Consider the following 19,219-nt stretch of genomic DNA (forward strand, 5'->3'; position numbering starts at 1 on the left):
GCAGGTTTTTCCGCGACACAGGCTGTGATGCTGGCGTAGCGCCGCTGGGCAGGGCATTCTGGCGCATGGCTGACGAACGCCCCGCTCCCTCTGTCGAAGTGCGCGACTACGGCCCGGACCATGTGCTGTATCGGGTGGCGCTCGCGCCTGCCGCGATGCCGCCGGTGCCGGTGCGTGAGCTTGAGGCCGCCTGGGATGCCGCGCGCGCCCATTCCCTGTCGGCCGACTGGGGCGCGCAGCGCAGCTTCCGGTTTCAACCGGCTGACGGGCGGATTACCGATCTGGATGTTACGGATCGCGACGCGCGCTGTTGGGCGGGCGCCGTCGATCGTATGGCAGGGCTTGCGACGCTGAGCGGGGTATCGCTGTGCCTGCGCCTTCTGGCGCTCGTGCATCTTGTGGCGACGGCCCCGTGGGCCAAGACCTATTTGTCATCGAAGCGCGATGGCACGCGAATCGATCGTGCTCTGATGCGGGCGGCAGCCCGTGCCGATCTGACCGACGACGCCCGTTTCGATGAAGCTTCGCTGCGCCGCAATCTGCCCGAGCGGCCGTCCGAACGGGATGGCGGCCAGGCCTTTACTGGAGTCTCCGCATGAGTTCGCCCCCCGCCTACCGCCGCCTCGGTCAGAGCCTTCCCACCTTGGCGGCGCTTGCACTGCCGCTCGGGCTGCTGGTCGCTTGTGCCCAGGCGCCGCAGCAATCGCGCAGCGAGCAGGCACAATTCGACGCCTGCCACCGCATCGCGGATCAGGTTGTGAGCCAGGCCAATGCTGATGCGCTGGCGCAGAACGATCCGATCAGCTCGCCCTTCGGCGCGACCTCCATTCTGCCGAATTCGACCAATAGGCTGGCGATCGAGCATCAGCGTCAGGACGTGATGTCGGATTGCATGCGCCATCTGGATGTCGCGCCCGCCAACGTCGGGTCGATTACGGCGACCCCGCAGCAGGGTGGCGCCACCGGCCAGCCGATCACCCCACCGCCAGCAGATCTGGCCGAACCGAGCGGTAGCGACCTCAGCAAGCCGCCGATTCTGCCGCCGGCCCAATAAAAAAGACGCGCTCTTGGCTCATGCTAGGCAGCAAACCCCGCAAGCGGCGCGCTGCCTGGGCCATTGGTTACGGAGAGAGGGTCCTCGGCTGACCGGCCTGTGGTGCCGCCAGGGACTGGCTTTGGATCGGACCGCTCGGCGGCAGGGGCTGCGCGCCAGGTGAAGGACCTCCCGGCGCGGACGGCTGATACGGTGCAGGTGCGCCGCCGTCGCCTGCCAGCGGCTGCGGCGGCGCCATGCCGCCATAGGCATTGCCGCCCGCCATCGGCGTGGTCGCAGGACCCGCAGGCGCACCATGTTCCTGCGCCCAGAGCGGATCGCCAAGATTGACCTGCTGCGGCGTCGTATTGGTGGCCGTCAGCGCACCGGCGCCCGCGCCGACCGCCGCACCGACCACGACGCCGATCGGGCCGCCAATGATTCCGATCAGGGCTCCCGTGCCGGCGCCTGTCGCGGCGGCGCCGGAGGTGCGGTCCGGCTGGCTGGTTCCGCAGGCTGTCAGAAGACTAAGACCCGCGATAATGACGCAGGAGCGAATGGCAAGCTTGCGTGTCATGCTGACCCTTTTAAGGTTGGCTATCACCCTTTCCCATCCGTCATTAGGAACCCATTGTCGAGTAACCGAATGGGATAGTGGTTTGAAGACCGCCGTCCGGGGGTAGCCGCACCCCGGGCGTCGCACGCAAACGGAGGATTTCATGGCGCAATTTGACCTCAAAGGCCTGAAGCAGCGCCCCGCCTGGGTGGAGGAGTTTCAAGGCTTCATTATGCGCGGCAATGTCATCGACCTTGCCGTCGGTATCATCATCGGTGCGGCCTTCACGAGTATCGTCAGTAGTCTGGTGAAGGATATCCTGAACCCGATTCTTGGCCTGATTGTGGGCGGTATCGACTTCAGCAATCTGTTCTTGACGCTGAAAGGACCGCATGTCGCGACCCTCGCCGAGGCTCAAAAGGCCGGCGCGGTGACGATGAATTTTGGGCTCTTCATCAATGCCGTGATCAATTTCCTGATCGTGGCCTTCGCCATTTTCTGGCTCGTAAAGGGCATGTCCAAGCTGCACAAAAAACCGGAAGCCGCAGCCGCTCCACCCCCGGAACCGACGACGACAGAGCTGTTGCTGACGGAGATCCGCGACCTGCTGCGCAGTCAGGCGGAGGTCACGGGACCTGCCGCCTCAACTGCGAAGCTGATCGAACCGAGCTAGCCGAGACTTGCGGCGCCGGCGCGCTTACTGCGCGCCGGCGCCGAAGCCCACGAAGCCAGCCGCTGCATTGGGAGAACCCCCACCACCTGCATAGGCAGAGGTGGTGCTGGACGAAGTCGCGGACCGGGCCGCGGCCGGCTCATACCGCCTGGTGCGCGTGGATTTGGCGGCGGCAGTCGGCGGCGGGCTGAAGAAGCCAACCGGCGTGCTGACCGCCTTCTGGTCTTTCGAGCTGAGGCCCAGAGTATTTGCCGGCGGTTGAGCCATTGGCCCCTGGGCGTCGGTAATATCGCCGCCACCGGCATGCAGCAGCGTCACGAGCAGGAACGTGATGTTGTTGCGGGCAAGCGCTACCGAAAGATCAACCGGCGTCTGGCCAACGGCGTCGGTCGCGCTGAGATCGGCGCCGCGGGAGAGAGCGTCGCGCGCGGCTGTGATATCGCCGCGATTGATCGCGTCGAACAATTCATCATTCGGCGACAGCAGGGTCGAATCGATCGTCCCCTGCTGAACGGGGCCAGATTTGCGGGCACCTGGCAGGCCGCCCACCGAAGGCTGCCCGGCCTGATTACCATTGCCGCCCTGCACGACGGGGCCCATGGAGGTCGGCTGAGGCAGCGCTGCCTGGGCCATGGCCTGATGGCCGGGCAAAGACGCTGCCGCGACGAGCCCAAACAACAAGCCGGGCGCAACCCGCATAATAATCCGACTGGTCATGACTATGTCGTATGCTCCGTCCCGGAAAAACGGAGGGCAAATGCCGGCCCGTTCTTCGCGTTATGATGGCGTCCGCTGCAGGGAAGATCAGCCGAAAGCAGGGTTCAGCCACCAAAAACCTACATTAAGGTAGGCTCCATAGCAGAGCCAGAGCAGAGAAGGGAGTAACAAAGCGCCCGCCAGACGATCGCGATACCAAAAAGCATAAGCAGTGGCGGCAGCGCTGCCGATCAACGCAAGCATCACGATAAGCCCCGCTCCCGGCGCATGCAGTCCGAAAAAGGCCGGCGCCCAGATGGCGATCAGAGCAATCTCCCAGGCCCAGAGACGCAGCGCCTTGCGCGGGCTAAGGCGCCAGGGATCAATCCGCCGCCACAGCACCCAAGCAGCCAGGCCGAGGCTGATATCGGCCATGATCCATATCAGGGAGAAAACCACCTTCGGTGGGGTCAGCAGCGGCTGACGCAGCGACAAATACCAGTGGCTTGCCGCAGGTCCAGCCACGCCCGATGCCGCGAGCTGCACAAGCAGCGACAGACCCAGGAACCCAATAAGACCAAGGATTTGGCTGCCACGACTATGGCCGCCACCGGATTGCCGGAGGTTTTGGAAAACACGCCCCTTCCATGATCAAGCTCTGCCTGTGCAGAGACTAGGGCGCGGTTATGAAGCTTGGAAGACTAATGCCCCGCAAAGCAGAGCCAAGTTCGACGCGAAGCCCGATAGTCGGGCAGCGCTATCAGCGCAGATTGCGGTCCGGCGCGCTGGAAGCGATGGCCTGGCCGTCGAAAGCCGGAGCCGAGGCGAGCTGCACGCTCTGAGTGAACAGCGTGTTAGTGCGGCCGCGTTGCGCGGGGCTGCGCAGGTCCGCCGGCGGACGATCATTGAACATGACCTGAGGGGCGGGTCCGGCATCTGCCATCAGGGTCGCCGGCGCGCCATGGGCATAGATAAACCCATAGGTCGGATAGACGGACCCATAGGTGTCGGAATGGCCCAGCGCCATGCGAACCGCCGTCCAATCGTTATTGGGTGACACATCGACCACGGAGATGTCCTTGGAGACGCCGCCACGGACAAAACCGGGGCCACCCCAGTTCGCCTGCGTGATCAGGATTTCACGACGATTGACGACTTCCTGCACCACGGCGACATGGCCGAGGCGCATACGGCCGTTGGCACGGAAGTTCAATACGCTGCCGGCTTGCGGGCTTTGGCCGCGGTCATAACGGCCCGCAGCCTCATTCCACCAGGTAAAGGCATTGCCGGACAGATCGATGCCCGAGACGTTGCGGGCATAGGGCACGCATTCCAGGTATCCGTGATGGTAGACGCCGTCACCATAGACCGCGACCGCGTCACGCGTGCGCCAGACGGTGCGGGTATAGAGCTTGCCGTGACGGCGGTAGGTGAAGGTCACGCGCTCTTTCTTGGGCTGACCGTGATCGCTGGCGGCCGCGTAGACGGCGCCGCGGTGATGCGCATTATGCGCGACCTGATGACCGTGCCGAGTGGTCGCTGCAACATGGGTTGAGCCATGCTTGTGCGACAGAGCAGCATGGAGATGGTGGTCAATTTTACGTGTGTGAGCTTCAGCTGAAACAGCGGTCAGAGACGAGCCTGCAACCAAAAGCGACGCAAAAACACAGGCTTCTCTGACTAATCTCTGCATCGGTTTACGGGCCATCCCAGTGAAAATCTTCAGCAGTTCGTGACCTCGAGGTAACGGAGCCGTGTGTCCATGACAACGGCAGATCGACAAAAATGCATGTCAAGATGCGATTTAGTCGAATTTCGCTACAGAACGTGAGTGGTTTTTAGGACCAAAATCCTAATTTTGCCCCTTTGAGCTATCACCCTAAAGCTGGCACGCCCATCCTATGAAGCGGGTCTGGGATTCGGATGCAGTGCAGCGGGATTGGGAGGGGGCAGCGACCGCGGCTAAGCCTAGGTCCGATCGGCGCGACGGCGCGCACCGGCCGCGAGCTGGAATCGCCCCCCGGAAGAGGCGATTCCGTAGCATCGAGACCTTACTTACAGGCGGTCACCATGATTTCGACGAGATGCTTCTCGTCAGCCATATTGGCTTCGACGCAGGCGCGGGCCGGCGCCAGTCCTTCGGGCAGCCAAGCCTGCCAGACGGCGTTCATCGCCGGGCGATCGGTGATGTGCTTCAGCCAGATCTGGGCGGTCAGCAGACGGGTCTTGTCGGTGCCGTGCTGCTCCAGCAGATCGTCGATCTGAGCCAGAATTTCTTCGGTCTGACCGGTGACGTCCTTGTCCAGGTCCTGGCCCGTGCAGCCCTGAAGATACACGAAGCCATGGTATTCGACGGCAGCCGACAGGATCGGGCCGGGATTGGTACGGAGAATCTTGCTCATCGGGAAATCCTCGGAGGTGAGAATAAAGCGCGCTGGGCGAGCACGCCCACCCGACCTATAGCGCCCTTCCCGCCAGCTTGCGACGTGCGCTCAAACGGAAACCGGCTGGAAAATCGTCGTGGGTGCGACAAGCTCCTGCTGCGCCGCGATCAACGCAATCTCGCGCTGACCGGTCTCGGCGGTATGCCGGAGAATGCCGAAAATGGACGAACCTGCAGCGGCCAGCGCCTCGGCCGCGGTCTTCCCCTGCAAGGTGTGGACCAGGAATAGGGCTGCAATCGCATCCCCCGCGCCATTGACGGAAATCGGCAGCAGCGGCGCCCGCAGCCGAAAATAGGCGCCGCCTTCGGCCGCGATCATGTCGAGCTTGTCGTCAGGCGTCTCCGGCGTGCGCAGGCTGGTCACCAGGATGCGCCGGGGTCCGCGCGCCTGCAGGGCGGCCACCGCCTCTTTCACCCCCGCGAGCGAGTCGCAGGGCAGGCCCGTCAGATACCGCAGCTCGAAGAGATTGGGCGTCAGAATATCGGCCGCCGGGACGATCTGGTCGCGCATCAGCTCGGCGATGCCGGGGCGCACATAGATGCCCCGGCCGTCGTCTCCGATAACGGGATCGGCGCAATAGATGGCGCGCGGATTGGCGGCCTGCAGGCGCGCGCGGGCATAGAGCACGGCCTCCGCGACCTGCGGATCGCCCAGATAGCCGGACAGCAAGGCGTCGCAGCGCGGCAGCGCATCCCGCTCCTCGATCCCTGTCACCAGTTCCCGGATCAGTTCCGCCGGCAGCACGGACCCACGCCAACTGCCGTAGCCCGTATGGTTGGAAAACTGCACCGTATTGATGGCCCAGACCTCGGCCCCCAGCCGCTGCATGGGAAATACGGCGGCGGCATTGCCAACATGACCGTAGGAAACCCAGGACTGAATGGAGAGAATATTCATGCGAGCTGACTAGCACGGGATTGTGCGATGGCTGAGAGGTGCTGGCGCCATATGCGCCATGAAGCCGCCTCATGTCGCCGGCAAGGTGACTGGCGTCGCGGTAGCAACGGGCCCTGCAGGCCCTATATGCCGACCGTCGCCGGATCGCCCGGCAGCAGTGTCTTTCAGTCTAGGATTGTCCCATGGCGCGTGTGCCGCTTCTGTTTCAGCCGATCTCTTTCCGCAGCGTCACCGCCCGCAATCGGCTCGCGGTCTCTCCCATGTGCCAATATTCGGCAATCGACGGCGTGGCGAATGACTGGCACCTGCAGCATCTGGGCGCCCGCGCGATGGGTGGCGCCGGCATCGTCTTTACAGAGGCGAACGCCGTATCGGCCGTCGGCCGCATCACCCCGAACGACCTTGGGCTGTATAATGATGCACAGCAGGAAGCGGCGGCCCGGCTCGCGGCCTTGATCACCCTCGGCGGCGCAGTGCCCGGCATCCAAATCGCCCATGCCGGCCGCAAGGGCAGTAGCACTCGACCCTGGGAAGGCGACCATTACATCCCGGTGGCCGACGGCGGCTGGCAGACGGAAGCCCCCACGGAACGCGGCTTTTCGGAAACGAAGGACCCCGCGCCGCATGCTCTGACGGCCGGCGAAATCGGCGGCATTGTCACGCAATTTGCCGAGACCGCGCGCCGGGCCCTGGCGGCTGGCTTTAAAATCGCGGAAATCCATGCGGCGCATGGCTATCTGCTGCATTCCTTTCTATCGCCGATCAGCAACACGCGGACCGACGCCTATGGCGGCGATGTCCGCGGCCGGGCACGCATGCTGATGGACGTGCTGGACGCTGTGCGGGCTGTCTGGCCTGCGGAATTGCCGCTGTTCGTGCGCCTCTCCTGCTCGGATTTCATGCCCGGCGGTCTGACTGCCGAGGGCGATATCCTGACGATCGCGCGGATGCTCTCGGCGCGCGGCGATATCGATCTCATCGACTGCTCGGCCGGCGGCATCGCCCCTGAGCAGAAAATTCCCTCGCTGCATCCCGGCTACCAAGTGCCCTTCGCAGAGATCCTGCGGCGGGAGGCGGGGATTGCGACCGGCGCGGTAGGTCTGATCGATCAACCTAGCCACGCGGCAGAGATCATCGCGAATGGGCGGGCGGATATCGTCCTCCTGGCCCGTGCGGTGCTGGCCGACCCTGCCTGGCCCCTGCGCGCGGCGCGGCGCCTGGGAGTGGAACTCGATCTGCCCGGTCCTTATGGCCGGGCGACGGTCCACGAGTAACAGGCAGCCGGAAGCGAAGGTCACCGAGTGACATTTCGTTTTCGATATGAAATATAATGACGACCCCGCGCCGGGTCGCTCTTTCCAAGGATCAAAGCCGATGAAGTTCACCGCACCTGCCTCGCCGCGACTGGTCCTGGCCTTCGGGCTTGCCGCTGTCTGCGGCCTGGGCCCGGTTCACGTCATCACCGCGGCCCAGGCCCAAAGCACGACGCCAGCCACGACATCACCCAGCGCCGCCAGCCCGACGACGCCGGCCGAGGTGCCAGCCCCGGCCGCTCCATCGGCCTCAGCCGACAAAAGCGGCGCCCCCCACCATCACGGCAGCCAGGCCCTCAACACCTATCTCGACACATTGCATAAGGACCTGAAAATTACCCCGGACGAAGAAACCCAGTGGACCGCTTTCGCCGACACCATGCGGCAAAACGCGGCTCAACTTGGCCAAGCCTATCGTACCCGGCGCCAGCAACTGCCGACCATGGACGCGACTCAGGATCTCAGCTCCTTCATTCAGGTCGAGCAATTACGGCTGGACGGTCTGAAAAAGAGTTCGGATGCCTTTTCCGCCCTCTATGCGGTCATGCCCGCCGACCAGAAAAAAGTCGCGGACGCGGTTTTCCTGTCTGATCTGCCGGGCAGCCCGCGCCATAAGGGTCCGGCCAAGGCCAAGGCAACGCCGTAACCCTCGCAGCAGGAGCTGGCGGATAGGTCGAAAGACCGCGCCGCCGGCTCTGTCTGGCGCGGAGCTGCTGCGCGAAGCCCTGGATGAGGCAATCCCGCAGTTGCCACAAGGCGCCGCTCCGTTTATACGCCGCGGCTTCCGCGCTTCCGGTCGTATCGGCGGCGCCGACTGGAACGGAAACCATGAAGAGCAGCATTCATCCCGACTACCACGAGATCAACATCATCATGACCGATGGGACGGAGTTTAAGACCCGCTCCTGCTACGGTTCTGCGGGCGATACGCTCCGCCTGGATATCGACCCCAAGTCGCATCCGGCCTGGACGGGTCAGCAGCGCATCATCGATACCGGCGGCCAGATCGCGAAGTTCAACAAGAAGTTTGCCAGCATCGGCGTCCGCAAGGGCTGATCGCGCTTTTTGACTGTCTGACGATTTTTTGAGGGCCGCTTCTTGAACCAGAAGCGGCCCTTTCTATGTCTGGCGTATCGGGGTGCCCATGCGGGCCTCGATGACTGACCGGACCGGCCGAATGGCGGTCCATAAAATATGACCTTGCTTTCACTAGGAGGTTTTCCGATGACCCGTGATTTCACGCCCTTATTCCGTACTGCGATCGGCTTCGACCGCTTGGCCCAGATGGTCGAAGGTCTGCAGCAGGACGCGTCCCCCACGACCTTCCCGCCCTACAATATCGAGAAGACCGGCGACGATTCCTATCGCGTCTCGGTGGCTGTCGCTGGCTTCGCGCCGAATGACCTTGATGTCACCGTGCGCGACAATACCCTGGTGGTGTCGGGCCGCGTGCAGCCGGCGCAGGGCGAAAAGGTCGCTACCCTCTATCGCGGTATCGCTGGCCGTTCCTTTGAACGTCGCTTCGCACTCGCCGACCACATCGTCGTCGAAGATGCCAGCCTCGACAACGGTCTTCTGCATATCGGTCTGAAGCGCGTCATTCCCGAAGCGCTCAAGCCGCGCCGGATCGAGATTGCGACCGGCGCCGGCAGCCAGAAGGTGCTGACGGCAGAGGCACAGGCGGTCGAGACCCCGGCCCAGGCCGCCTAATACCGCGGCTCGCCGCTGACGAAAGGGAAAGGGCCGGGCGACCGGCCCTTTTCCATGTTTGCCGCCTGAATCACCTGGCGCTCACGCGAGCTTGACCCCTCCGCCTCTCCCCCATCTCGTTACAGAGAGGTTAGAGATCGACCGTAACTGCCGGACAAGGTTAAGAAAGAGGTCGGCACGGAGGGTTGAAGTCTGATTTTTCATCTGCGCATGCGTCGGCTGCCATCCCTGCCCCCGGCAGCCTGGCTCACGGCCGCGGTTATCGGATTATCGCTTGCGACACCGACACGGGCAGCTGACCCGCAGCCTTACGCGGTTACCTTCAAGCCGTCCGGCGATGCCGCCATCGACAAGCTTGTCGCGCAGACCTCCACTCTCGCATCCCTCCGCGCCAAGGCGCCGGCCGGTCCCTTCGCACTGGTTTTGCGTGCGCGGGGTGACGTCACCCGGCTGGAGACCGTGCTCAACAGCGAGGGCTACTATGACGGCCAGGTCACCATCACGATCGACGGCAAAGCGCTCGACGATCCCAACCTGCCGCAGGCGATCGCGTCCTACGCCGCGGCAACGCCTATTCCGGTGAATGTCACGCTGACCCGAGGTCCGCTCTTTCATCTCGGTCGCGTCACTGTAAAGGGAGACGTGCCGGCCAAGGCGATGACCGTCTTTCATCTGAAAAGCGGAGACCCCGCCCTAGCGGCCCAGGTCATCGCGGCTGGTGCTGATCTGCAAAGCGAAATGCAGAACGAAGGCTACGCCTTCGCCAAGGTGAGCACGCCGGCGGCCTATGAAAACCCCGCCGCCCATACGATCGACGTGACCTATACAGCCTCGGCCGGTGCCCGCGTCGATATCGGACCGATCGCGCTTGAAGGGTTGAAGAATGTTGAACCGGGCTTCGTGCGGCGGGAACTGACGATCAAAGACGGCCAGATCTACAATGCCGGCAAGATCGAGACGGCGCGGCAGAATCTCGCAGGTCTCGGCGTTTTCTCGTCCGTCCAGGCCGTGCCGGGAGCCGCCGTCGGGCCCGATGGGCGGCTGCCTATCACCTTCATCATGCGCGAGGGCCCTCCGCGTACGGTCAGTTTCACGGCTGGATTTGCGACCGATACCGGCGGCGTTCTGGGCGCCAGCTGGACCCATCACAATCTTTTCGGCAATGGCGAAACCCTGACGCTGAGCGCGCAGGCGACGGGACTTGGCGGATCGAGCACCAACGGGCTCGGCTACAATATCGGCGCGACCTATATGCTGCCCGCTTTTTACCGGCGCGATCAGCAGCTGAGTTTCAACATCGGCGCGCTGAAGCAGGATTTCACGGCCTATAACCAGACGGCGGAGATTGTCGGCACCACCTTCACCCGCAAGTTCGATAAAAACTGGAGTCTTTCGGCAGGCATGTCCGGCACGACCGAGGAAATCGAGCAGGAAGGTGCGAGCAACCATTATCTGCTGGTCCAGCTGCCCGTTACCCTGAAATACGACAGCACGAATTCGCTCTTCGATCCGACCAAAGGCATCCGCGCGACCGGCAGCGTCACACCGAGCGAATCCCTGCTATCGCCCTCGGCTTTCTTCACCATCCTGCAGCTCTCGGGTTCAACCTATCTCGACCTGACAGGAAACGGCCGCAGCGTCATCGCGCTCCGCGCTCTGGTCGGCACCGTGCAAGGCGCCTCCACCTTCCAGCTGCCGCCCGACCAGCGCTTCTATGCCGGCGGCAGCGGAACCATCCGCGGCTATTCCTACCAATCGGTCGGCCCGCAATTTGCCGACGGCAACCCGATCGGCGGCACCTCCATCGACGCCGGTACGATCGAATATCGCCAGCGCATCGGCAAAAGCTTCGGTACTGCTGTCTTCGTCGATGCCGGTCAGGTTGGTGCGACCTCGTCGCCCTTCCAGGGCGGAATCAAGGTCGGCGCGGGTATCGGCTTGCGCTATTACACGCCCATCGGCCCAATCCGGGTCGATTTCGCCGTGCCGGTCGTGCATCAGGCCAATAGCGGCAATTTCCAGTTCTATATCGGCATTGGGCAGGCGTTCTGATGCGGATCGTGACCCGCATCGCGAAATGGCTTGGCGTCGCGATCGGCGTGCTGCTGCTGTTTGTCGTGATCCTGATCGGTGGCGTGATCGCGGCCGTAAACACCGCGCCCGGCCAGCGTTATGTCGAGAATCTCGCCAATAGCTACGGCGCTGGCACCTTCCGCATCACGGGGCTCAGCGGCACGGTGCCGACCAACCTGCATGTCGCCCGGCTTGAGCTGCTGGACCGTGATGGTGCCTGGGGTCAGCTCTCCGGCCTCACCGTGAAGCTTGAGCTGGCGCCGCTGGTGCACCGCGCCCTCGTCATCGATACGCTTCATGCCGACAGCGTCACACTGCTGCGGCCCCCGGTCGCGGCCCCAGACGCCAAGCCGAGCCCCGCGTCCAATACACCGCTGGCAGCCTCCATCCCGCCGCTGCCGGTCAAACTCTATCTGCACGATCTCAGCATCACGAAGGTCGCCATCGCCCAGGCCTTTACCGGCAAGGCAGCGATCGACATCAGCATCGGCGGTCGCGCCCAGGTCACTGGAAAGAATGCCGGCCAAGCCCATCTCGCCATCGCCGATCTGGACGGCACCGGCCGCTACGGCGCCGATGTCGCACTCGACGGACAGACGCTCGCGGCCACTCTCGCGGTCGACGAACCGGCCCATGGCATGATTTCCCGTGTCTCCGGCCTGCCCGATCTCGGCGCGCTGCATCTGGCCGCAAAGCTGGACGGGCCACAGAATGCCGCACCACTTACCCTTACCCTTTCCGCCGGACCGCTGACCGCCGCGATCGACGGCACCGTCGATATTCCGGGCGAGGCCGCAGACCTGTCGATCAAGGCCCATGCCCCGGCGATGAGCCCCGCACCCGGCCTGCATTGGCAGGGCGTCGATATCGCGCTCAAGACCAGCGGCCCCTTCGCCAAGCCGAATGCGACCGGGCATATGAGCCTGGCTGGTCTCTCAGCCCAGGGCATCACGCTGACGGCGCTTGATGCCGACATTCAGGGCAATCTTGGCGCCGTCTCCCTCAAGGCGCGCCTGGCGGGTCTCGCTATGCCGGGCCTGCCGGCAAGCCTGCTGGGCAATACGCCGATTGCGGTCACCGCCGGGCTGCGCCTCGATCAGCCGGACGAGCCCGTGACCGCCACCATCGACCACCCGATCGCTCATCTCACCCTGGCCGGCCATTTGAAGCCAGGGCTGGCCGCCGATATCGGGCTCGACCTGCCCAACCTCACGCCCCTTGCCGCCATCGGTCAGCAGGATCTGGCCGGCAGCGCGCATCTGACCGCGCATGCGACCCGCAGCGCCGATGACGCAGACACGCAAGCGACTGTCGCCGCCGATGTCGCGCTCACCCGCGCTTTGCCGCAGGCCATGGCGCTGACCGGCGGCAAGCTGCATCTGGCTCTGGCCGCAGACATGGCGGGCCAGACGGTCAACCTCTCCAACCTGACGCTGCATGGCGACCATATCGATCTCGGCGCCCGCGGCACGCTGGAGCAGGCAAGCCAGCAGGTTGCCCTTGACTGGACATTGGCGCTCAGCCGCCTCGCCGATATCGCGCCCCAGGCGATGGGTGCGGTGACCATGACCGGCCATGCCGACGGCACCTTCAAGTCCATCGCGCTGCAGACCGAGGTCAAGGGCACGGTCGGAACGACAGAGGGTGGCCGTGCGGTTGAGCAGCTCTCTGGCCCGATTGACCTCAAGATAAATGCCACCGGCCTGCCCAGCGCGCCCCAGGCCGCTATCACGCTGACCGGCAAACCCGCCGGCTCTCCCGCCGATATCGCGATCACCGCGGCCCGCGGCGCTGACGGGGCGATATCGGCTACAATCGACCGCATGAGCTGGAAGAGCCTGGCCGGCCAGGGTGCGGTGGCACTTGCCCCCGGCGCGACCCTGCCGACCGGCAACATTGCTGTCACTCTCAAGCGGCTGGCCGACTTCCGCTTCCTGATCGCGGCCCCGCTCTCGGGCAGCATCGCGCTCAAGCTTGACGCGCAACCGCAGCAGGCGGCCCATCTGTCGCTCGAAGGCCGCAGCCTCGCATTCGGTACAAACCGCGTGGCGGCTCTCGACTTGACCGGCGATATCCGTGATCCGACGACGGCGCCCAAGATTGCGGCCAAAGCCAGCCTGCGCGGCATCGATGCCGCGAGCATCCGCGGCAACGCGACGGTGACTGCGAATGGGCCGCTCTCGGCTCTGGCACTGACGCTGGATGCAACACTGCCGGACCTGCAAGGCGCACCAGCCAGCGCGCAGACGCGGGCGACGCTGGACCTCACCCATAAGCGTGTCGCCCTCGCGGCGCTGACCGCGGCATGGCATGGCGAAACGCTGCGCTTGCTGGCGCCGGCCAGGGTGGAGTTCGGCAGCCGCATGGGGGTCGATCGTCTGCGCCTGTCGGTTGGCACGGCGACCATCGATGCTGGCGGTGAGGTCAGCCCGCGCCTCAACCTGCATGTGGCATTGGCCAATGTGACACCGGCGCTGATCAAGCCATTCGCCCCCAGCCTGAAGGTCGCCGGGCGCATCGATGCCGAGGCGAGCCTGTCCGGCACCATGGCCGCACCGTCCGGCACCGTCACGCTGCAAGGCCGTGGCTTGCGGGAAACGTCGGGACCGGCGGGATCTCTGCCGCCAGCGACGATCGACGCCCGCGCCAATCTCACCGGGCGCTCGGCTCACGTGGAGGTACAACTGGCAGCGGGGTCTGCCAGCCATGTGACGCTCTCCGGCACCGCCCCGATTGCGATGACCGGCGCGCTGGATCTCGGTCTCGACGGCCAACTCGACCTCGCTTTGCTGAACCCGATCATGGAAGCGGCCGGCCGGCAGGTGGCCGGGCGTCTCACCCTGGCACTCCGCGCCTCGGGCAGCCCGAAAGCGCCGCAGATCGCGGGCTCCCTTGCCTTGGCGGGCGGTCGCTTCCAGGATTACAGCCAGGGACTGACGCTATCGGGCATCACCGCGCGGATCAGAGCTCAGGGCGAGCAGCTCGTCATCGACAGTTTCTCGGCCCAGGCCGGCAGCGGCACGATCGGCATCAGCGGCACCGTCGGCGCGCTGGCACCGACTGTGCCACTCAATCTGACCGTTACGGCCGAGAATGCCGATCCTATCCAAAGCGATCTGCTGACAGCCCATTTCGATACCCAGATTCACGTGACCGGCGCGGTCACGACCGGCATGGCCGCGGGTGGCACCATCCGCATCCGGCGGGCCGATATCAATATCCCGAGCAACCTGCCGCCCAGTGTGGCGGTGCTGCATGTCGTCCGTCCGGGCGATAAGCCGGTTCCGCCGGCCGGGCCGCCTTTGCCCATCACGCTTGACCTGACGCTGATCGCGCCGCGCGCGGTCTTTGTGCGGGGCGACGGACTGGAGGCGGAATTGGGCGGACGGCTGCATCTTGGCGGCTCACTCGCCGCACTCAGGCCGTCCGGCCATTTCGATATGATCCGGGGTCAGTTTTCGCTGCTGACCACGACACTGAATTTCACCACCGGAGAGGTTGGTTTCGACGGCGGCAATATCGCTGACCCCTCCATCAACTTTGCCGCGACAACGCAAAGCAGCAACACCACCTCAACCCTGGCCGTCACGGGCTATGCGAGCGCACCCAAGATCATTCTGAGTTCAAGCCCGAGCCTGCCGCAGGATGAAATCCTGTCCCAGATCCTGTTCAAGTCGAGCACGGCGCAGCTGAGCCCCTTCCAGCTGGCTGAAATCGCCTCGGCGCTGGCCTCCATCGCCGGCGTCAATACCGGCGGTACCGCAGGTATTCTGGGCAGCGTGCGCAAGGGGCTGGGACTGGATCAGTTGTCCATCGGCAGTGGCATGGGCAATCCGACCGGCGCCACCAATACGACGACGACCAAGAGTGAAAGCGCGCCGACGCTGCAGGCTGGCCGCTATGTGGCACCGGGCGTCTATGTAGGCGCGGCGCAAGGCACCAGCGGCGGCGCGAACAGCACGGCGGCGCAGGTGCAGATCGACATTGCTAAGGGGCTGAAGCTGCAAACCCAGGTCGGCGGCGACAGCAACGGCGTCGGCGTGACCTACCAGTTCAATTATTGAGAGGCGGCCCGCGGGTCTTGATCAGGGCCAGAAGACAAAACCCCCCGGACGTGCGTCCGAGGGGTTTTGATCGAAGCGTTCCTGGAGGCGCCCTCAGGCGAGGCGCACCTCCGACCAGGCTTAGTTGGTGCCGGTCGTCTTCAGGTGCGGAGCGGTCGGGCCCTTGGCCGGGCTGCTCTTCGTGTAGTCGTGATGCTTGCCGTACATCTTGTGATGGGCGCGCTTGTGATTCTTGGCATGCGCCGTCTTGTCGATGGACGGGCCGCCCACGGGCTGCGAATTATTGGCGCCCTGGCCACTGCTCGTGACCGGGTTGGTGGTCGTGACCGAAGCCTTCGGGTTCGGCGGCGGGACCGAGACATTGGAAGCCTGGGCCAGGGCAGCCGCGGGAGCCAGGGCTAGACCCAGAACGATAGCAAGAGAAGGTTTAAGGATACGCATCAATAACATTCCTGTTGAAATGGAGGACAGGCGGTCTAGTTTGGCTCTACCGTGGAAGAGGATGTCTCCCTGGTCAGGCATATCGCCCATAATCCCGTAACAACTCAAGGGATTTTGAGCGACAGTTGTCTACATAAATCATGATCTTACAGCAAACACAGCTCGCGCAGGGCAAGACGGAGCCCATGTGGCAGATCAGAGCCTGCCTCACCAGGGTCGCCCAGGTCCTGCGGCGCGTCATTTCGGTTAAGATAGCGCCAGCCCTGAAACGCCTTGACCGGCCGCGGTTCGACCGCGACGAGGGCCGGATCGAGCACCAGAGCGGTTGCGGCGCTGCCATCCTCATAGGAATCGGCTTCGATTCCCAAAATGCGCTGGCGGCATTGCACCATGCCGGCGACAACCCAATAAATGGACCCGCCGTCCAGAATCTCCTCGCGTCTTTTGGGCGCGTGACGGGTCCAGTGCCGCAAGGGTGGATCGGAAATCTGGCGGTCGTGCTGAAGGCGGTTCAGATGATCGACATCGCGCGTGCCGACGCTTAATTTGATAAGATGGATCATGACCCTCTCAGTTAATCCAACCGCGACCGATTCGGCACGTGAATCAGAACCGGTTCACACAACCCAAACGCGATCTTGTCATCATGTCACGCTTGACAGTCTCCCCCCTGCCTCTGCGAAGCTGCATAGGAGGAATAGGAGTCGATCAGCCTCATTGCGCTTGACCCTCAGATTGCGGAACGCGATTGGTCCGACGCCAGCGGTAGTACCGGATGGCTGGACAGGAACTCTCGCCCTATGAGCCTCTCGGATTTCCGTTTTAACGCTGCCCCCGCGACCGACGCTACCGCTCACCCGAAACCGCTGCGCCGCCTGCACATGATCACATGGGGCTGCCAGATGAACGTCTATGATAGCGGCAAAATGGCGGATGTGCTGGCGCCCTTGGGCTACGGCCCGGCGGAAAGCCCGGCTGACGCGGATATGGTGATCCTGAATACCTGCCACATCCGGGAGCGGGCAACCGACAAGGTCTTCTCCGAACTCGGCCGCCTTCGACTGATCAAGGAAGCGCGCGCGGCTGAGGGCAAGCAGACCATCCTCGCCGTTGCCGGTTGCGTGGCCCAGGCCGAAGGCGCCTTCATCACCGAACGCGCACCCTTCGTCGATATCGTGCTGGGGCCGCAAACCTACCATCGCCTGCCTGAGATGGTCGCCCGCGCCCACCGTGCCGCGGGCCCCGTGATCGAGACCGATTTCCCGGTCGAACAGAAATTCGATTTCCTGCCCGAAGCCAGGCCAAGCGAAGACCGCGCCGTCACCGCCTTTCTCACCATTCAGGAAGGCTGCGACAAATTCTGCTCCTTCTGCGTCGTGCCCTATACCCGCGGCGCTGAAGCCAGCCGGCCGGCGGCCGCGGTGATCGCGGAGGCACAGCGCCTCGTGGCCCGCGGCGCGCGCGAAATAACTTTGCTCGGCCAGAATGTGAACGCCTATCACGGTGTCGGGCCGGACGGGCGGGATTGGGGCCTGGGCCGGCTTGCCCGCGCGTTGGCAGAAATTCCTGACCTGCTTCGCATCCGCTATATGACGTCGCACCCGCGCGACATGGATGACGACCTGATCGCTGCCCATGCCGAGGTTCCGGCACTGATGCCCTTCCTGCATCTGCCCGTGCAGTCAGGCTCAGACCGCATCCTGGCCGCGATGAACCGTCGCCATACAGCGGATGAGTATCGCCGGCTGGTCGAAAGGCTGCGCACGGCGAGGCCGGATATGGCGCTCTCCTCGGACTTCATCGTGGGCCATCCCGGTGAGACCGCGGCAGATTTCGCAGCGACCCTGCAACTGATCCGCGACGTGGGCTACGCGCAGGCCTATAGTTTTAAATACTCGCCCCGGCCGGGCACGCCGGCCGCAGGCAGCCCCGGCGTCGTCGCGGACGCCGAGATGGACCTGCGGCTCGCCGAGCTTCAAGCGCTTGTGCGCACGCAGCAGGAAGAGTTCAACGCCCGCACCGTAGGGTTGGAGATCCCGGTGCTGGTGACCGGTGCTGGCCGCCAACCGGGCCAGATCGGTGGTCGATCACCCTATCTCCAGGCCGTGCATATGGACGGGCCGGTCTCCCTGACAGGGCAGATCGTGCCAGTCAAGATTCGGGGCAGTTCCTCGAATTCGCTTTCCGCTACCCTCATCAACGCCTCTCCCAGACAGGAGCGAGCCAGCGCTTGACCCAGATCTCGGCTGCCGAACGGTCGAACACCAGCATGCTTGAGGGCACGGGCGCACCGCTCACCCCAGGGCGAGCGGTGACCTTGCAGTTTGGGAACAACGCCTTGTTATCGCAGTTACTGGGCGATCATGACCGGCATTTGATCCGCTTGGAGCAGGCACTCGGCATCCGCCTTGCCTGCCGTGGTAACCGCATCGCCATCACCGGCGACGCCGCCGGCATCGAGACCGCACAGGCGACGTTGAACGGTCTTTATGACCGGCTGGAACGTGGCCAGCGCCTTTCCAGCGGCGATGTCGATGCCGCCATCAAGCTGAACATGCGGGGAAGCGAGCCGCGCCTGCCCCTGGCGGATCTGCCGGCCATTCGCACCCGGAAGGGCGCCATCCAGCCGCGCAGCCCGGCCCAGGCCGGCTATATGGAAATGCTGTCCCGCAATGAGATGGTTTTCGGCGTCGGCCCCGCGGGCACCGGCAAAACCTATCTGGCTGTGGCCCAGGCAGTGGCCATGCTGCAGACCGGTCAGGTGGATCGCATCATCCTCTCCCGCCCGGCGGTCGAAGCAGGCGAGCGGCTGGGCTTCCTGCCCGGTGACATGAAGGAGAAGGTCGATCCCTATCTCCGCCCGCTCTACGACGCTCTGCATGACATGATGCCGGGCGATCAGGTCATTCGCCGCATGGCGGCCGGCGAGATCGAGGTGGCCCCCCTCGCTTTCATGCGCGGGCGCACCCTGTCCCATGCCTTCGCGATCCTGGACGAGGCACAGAACACGACCTCCATGCAGATGAAGATGTTCCTGACCCGCATGGGTGAGGGCACCAGGATGGTGATCACCGGAGATCCGTCGCAGGTGGATTTGCCGCCGGGCGTCAGTTCCGGGCTGGTCGATGCCCTGACGACCATCGAAGGCGTCCAAGGCATTGGTGTCACGCGTTTTGGACAACAGGATGTTGTGCGCCATCCTCTGGTCGCCCGCATCGTCGCCGCCTATGACCAGCGTGCAACGGCCGAGCGGGACGTCGTGCGTGATGCACGGCGCCACCGGCCCCGCGAGAGTGAAAGTGGAACCTCCAAGTAGTTA

19 protein-coding genes are annotated in these 19,219 nt (G+C 64.2%); 11 read left to right on the plus strand and 8 right to left on the minus strand.

What is annotated here, in order from left to right; translation table 11 throughout:
• The first annotated feature begins 65 nt into the window (after positions 1-65).
• Positions 66-599: a hypothetical protein gene (locus tag AC3G7M_RS01365; RefSeq protein ID WP_489213953.1), complete on the plus strand. Its 534-nt coding sequence runs from the start codon at positions 66-68 to the stop codon at positions 597-599.
• A complete protein-coding gene (locus AC3G7M_RS01370) occupies positions 596-1,054 on the plus strand; it encodes a hypothetical protein (protein ID WP_489213954.1) in 459 nt (152 codons plus the stop codon). Before AC3G7M_RS01365 ends, AC3G7M_RS01370 begins: the two co-directional genes overlap by 4 nt.
• Positions 1,055-1,121: 67 nt before the next feature.
• Here the strand turns inward: AC3G7M_RS01370 and AC3G7M_RS01375 are convergent, their stop codons facing one another.
• Positions 1,122-1,610, minus strand: a complete 489-nt coding sequence (locus tag AC3G7M_RS01375; protein WP_489213955.1) for a YMGG-like glycine zipper-containing protein — start codon at positions 1,608-1,610, stop codon at positions 1,122-1,124.
• 142 nt (positions 1,611-1,752) lie between these two features.
• Here AC3G7M_RS01375 and mscL point away from each other — a divergent pair, with 142 nt between their 5' ends.
• Positions 1,753-2,262: a large conductance mechanosensitive channel protein MscL gene (gene mscL, locus AC3G7M_RS01380; RefSeq protein ID WP_489213956.1), complete on the plus strand. Its 510-nt coding sequence runs from the start codon at positions 1,753-1,755 to the stop codon at positions 2,260-2,262.
• A gap of 24 nt (positions 2,263-2,286) precedes the next feature.
• Here mscL and AC3G7M_RS01385 read toward each other — a convergent pair whose 3' ends face one another.
• From AC3G7M_RS01385 to pdxY, 5 genes are all read right to left on the minus strand, one after another.
• The gene (locus AC3G7M_RS01385; protein ID WP_489213957.1) at positions 2,287-2,979 is read right to left on the minus strand and encodes a hypothetical protein; all 693 of its coding nucleotides are present in this window, start codon (positions 2,977-2,979) and stop codon (positions 2,287-2,289) included.
• 87 nt (positions 2,980-3,066) lie between these two features.
• Positions 3,067-3,504, minus strand: a complete 438-nt coding sequence (locus AC3G7M_RS01390; RefSeq protein WP_489213958.1) for a TspO/MBR family protein — start codon at positions 3,502-3,504, stop codon at positions 3,067-3,069.
• Between the two features lie 214 nt (positions 3,505-3,718).
• Positions 3,719-4,399 (minus strand): CHAP domain-containing protein, encoded by a 681-nt coding sequence (locus tag AC3G7M_RS01395; RefSeq protein WP_489213959.1) that lies wholly within the window; start codon positions 4,397-4,399, stop codon positions 3,719-3,721.
• 610 nt (positions 4,400-5,009) lie between these two features.
• Positions 5,010-5,360: a RidA family protein gene (locus AC3G7M_RS01400; RefSeq protein ID WP_489213960.1), complete on the minus strand. Its 351-nt coding sequence runs from the start codon at positions 5,358-5,360 to the stop codon at positions 5,010-5,012.
• 90 nt (positions 5,361-5,450) lie between these two features.
• A complete protein-coding gene (gene pdxY, locus AC3G7M_RS01405) occupies positions 5,451-6,299 on the minus strand; it encodes a pyridoxal kinase PdxY (RefSeq protein WP_489213961.1) in 849 nt (282 codons plus the stop codon).
• Between the two features lie 182 nt (positions 6,300-6,481).
• Between pdxY and AC3G7M_RS01410 the strand changes: the two genes are divergently transcribed.
• From AC3G7M_RS01410 to AC3G7M_RS01435, 6 genes are all read left to right on the plus strand, one after another.
• Positions 6,482-7,573, plus strand: coding sequence for an NADH:flavin oxidoreductase/NADH oxidase (locus AC3G7M_RS01410; protein WP_489213962.1), 1,092 nt, complete (start codon positions 6,482-6,484; stop codon positions 7,571-7,573).
• 100 nt (positions 7,574-7,673) lie between these two features.
• Positions 7,674-8,258, plus strand: coding sequence for a Spy/CpxP family protein refolding chaperone (locus AC3G7M_RS01415; RefSeq protein WP_489213963.1), 585 nt, complete (start codon positions 7,674-7,676; stop codon positions 8,256-8,258).
• A 182-nt stretch (positions 8,259-8,440) separates the two neighbouring features.
• The gene (gene rpmE, locus AC3G7M_RS01420; protein ID WP_489213964.1) at positions 8,441-8,668 is read left to right on the plus strand and encodes a 50S ribosomal protein L31; all 228 of its coding nucleotides are present in this window, start codon (positions 8,441-8,443) and stop codon (positions 8,666-8,668) included.
• 168 nt (positions 8,669-8,836) lie between these two features.
• Complete coding sequence (locus tag AC3G7M_RS01425; protein ID WP_489213965.1) at positions 8,837-9,322, plus strand: Hsp20 family protein; 486 nt, start codon at positions 8,837-8,839, stop codon at positions 9,320-9,322.
• 210 nt (positions 9,323-9,532) lie between these two features.
• Positions 9,533-11,374, plus strand: coding sequence for an autotransporter assembly complex protein TamA (locus tag AC3G7M_RS01430; protein WP_489213966.1), 1,842 nt, complete (start codon positions 9,533-9,535; stop codon positions 11,372-11,374).
• Positions 11,374-15,459, plus strand: coding sequence for a translocation/assembly module TamB domain-containing protein (locus AC3G7M_RS01435; protein ID WP_489213967.1), 4,086 nt, complete (start codon positions 11,374-11,376; stop codon positions 15,457-15,459). The genes AC3G7M_RS01430 and AC3G7M_RS01435 overlap by 1 nt, the downstream gene beginning before the upstream one ends.
• A gap of 120 nt (positions 15,460-15,579) precedes the next feature.
• Here the strand turns inward: AC3G7M_RS01435 and AC3G7M_RS01440 are convergent, their stop codons facing one another.
• A complete protein-coding gene (locus AC3G7M_RS01440; RefSeq protein ID WP_489213968.1) occupies positions 15,580-15,900 on the minus strand; it encodes a hypothetical protein in 321 nt (106 codons plus the stop codon).
• Between the two features lie 146 nt (positions 15,901-16,046).
• The gene (locus tag AC3G7M_RS01445; protein WP_489213969.1) at positions 16,047-16,463 is read right to left on the minus strand and encodes a DUF1489 family protein; all 417 of its coding nucleotides are present in this window, start codon (positions 16,461-16,463) and stop codon (positions 16,047-16,049) included.
• A gap of 237 nt (positions 16,464-16,700) precedes the next feature.
• Between AC3G7M_RS01445 and miaB the strand changes: the two genes are divergently transcribed.
• Both miaB and AC3G7M_RS01455 read left to right on the plus strand, forming a co-directional pair.
• Positions 16,701-18,134, plus strand: coding sequence for a tRNA (N6-isopentenyl adenosine(37)-C2)-methylthiotransferase MiaB (gene miaB / locus AC3G7M_RS01450; protein ID WP_489213970.1), 1,434 nt, complete (start codon positions 16,701-16,703; stop codon positions 18,132-18,134).
• A gap of 35 nt (positions 18,135-18,169) precedes the next feature.
• Complete coding sequence (locus AC3G7M_RS01455) at positions 18,170-19,216, plus strand: PhoH family protein (RefSeq protein WP_489215912.1); 1,047 nt, start codon at positions 18,170-18,172, stop codon at positions 19,214-19,216.
• Positions 19,217-19,219: the final 3 nt, after the last annotated feature.

The organism is Acidisoma sibiricum, from assembly GCF_057837225.1.